Origin of the sequence: Corallococcus llansteffanensis, assembly GCF_003612055.1 — a bacterium.
GTDB classification, from domain to species: Bacteria; Myxococcota; Myxococcia; order Myxococcales; family Myxococcaceae; genus Corallococcus; species Corallococcus llansteffanensis.
Genome location: NZ_RAWB01001038.1, coordinates 1 through 1,255 on the forward strand (window position 1 = coordinate 1; position 1,255 = coordinate 1,255).

The window sequence follows — 1,255 nt, forward strand, 5'->3', positions numbered from 1 at the left end:
GGACTTGCCGGACGCCTTGGCGGCCGGCGGATTCGCGGGGGGATTCTTCTTGCTGGCCACCGGCGGGCCTCCTGGCAGATAGCGACCGTGGTCCCAGATGGGATTGAAACGAGCGCGTCTCACACGGTGTGCCTAACAGAAAAGGGCCCCCCGGTGACATCCCCGGAAAGGGCCCTTCAGTGACTACCCCGGAAAAAGCAGGCCGGGGGGCTGTGAGCGACGACTACCCGAACAGGCCGCCGACGAAGCTGGAGACGGCGGAGACGGCGGCGCCCACCTGGCTGACCACCGGGATGTTGGTGGCGGCGGCGATGGAGCCCACGGCGGTGATGACGCTCGTGACCTTCTTGGTGGTGCTGGCGTTCGGGTCACGCACGGTGGAGACCGCGTTGGCCGTGTCGAAGGCGGCGATGGCGATGTTGGCGCCCGGCGCGAAGCGGCCGGCGGCCTTGGCCAGCGTCCCACCGGCGGCGCGGGCGGCGGCGGTCGCGCCGGCCTTGGCGGCGGCCTTGCCACCCTCGCTCAGCGCGGCGCGGGCGGCGGCGCGGGTCGCGGTGCCGGTGACGGCCTTCGCGGCGAGACCGCTGTTCTTCACGGCCGTGTTCACGGCGGTGCGCACGCCGCTCTTGATGGCCTGGCTGGCCCCACCCTCGAAGGCGGCCTTGGCGGCGGCGCCCGCGGCGGCGCGCGCCAGCTTGGGACCGGCGCCCGGGACGGCGGCCTTGAAGGCGGCGCTCGCCGCCTTGTAGGAGCTGCCGAACTTCTGCACGTCACGGGCGACTTCCAGACCGCCCTTGACGGTGCTGACCGCGCCCTTGCCGGCGGTGGCGACGGAGCCCAGCGCCTTGTTCCAGTCCTCGCTGCTGCCGCTGCGCACGGCGTTGCGCACGTCGCTGAACGCGGTGCCCACCTGGCCCGGCAGCTTCGCGGCGCTCAGGACCGTGCCGAACGCCTTGCCCGCGATGCCCAGCTTGCCCTTGAGGTCGAGCTTCGTCTTCGGGTCCGTCGCCTTGGAGACCAGCTTGTCGACGTTGCCCTTCAGCGTCGCCTTGAAGCCGTCCGTCTTCAGGCTCTTGACGTTGTCGAAGCCGTCCTTCACGGCCGTCTTCACCTTCGTGAAGGTGTCGTAGCCCTTCTTCGCCTGCGTCCCGATGTCCTTCGCCGCCTTGATGGGGTCCTGCCTCACCTGGCGGATGGTGTTGCTGACGGAACGGCGGGCGGCGTCGATGAAGCTCATGGGGGACTCCCTCGGGGG

General features: G+C 70.8%; 1 protein-coding gene. It reads right to left on the reverse strand.

Annotated elements, in window-relative coordinates:
- Positions 1-223: 223 nt before the first annotated feature.
- A complete protein-coding gene (locus D7V93_RS43135; RefSeq protein ID WP_120648685.1) occupies positions 224-1,237 on the reverse strand; it encodes a hypothetical protein in 1,014 nt (337 codons plus the stop codon).
- Positions 1,238-1,255 lie beyond the last annotated feature (18 nt).

Excerpts from the sequence above, each read along its gene's own strand:
- D7V93_RS43135 (WP_120648685.1), bottom strand. The coding sequence starts at position 1,237 with ATGAGCTTCATCGACGCCGCCCGCCGTTCCGTCAGCAACACCATCCGC.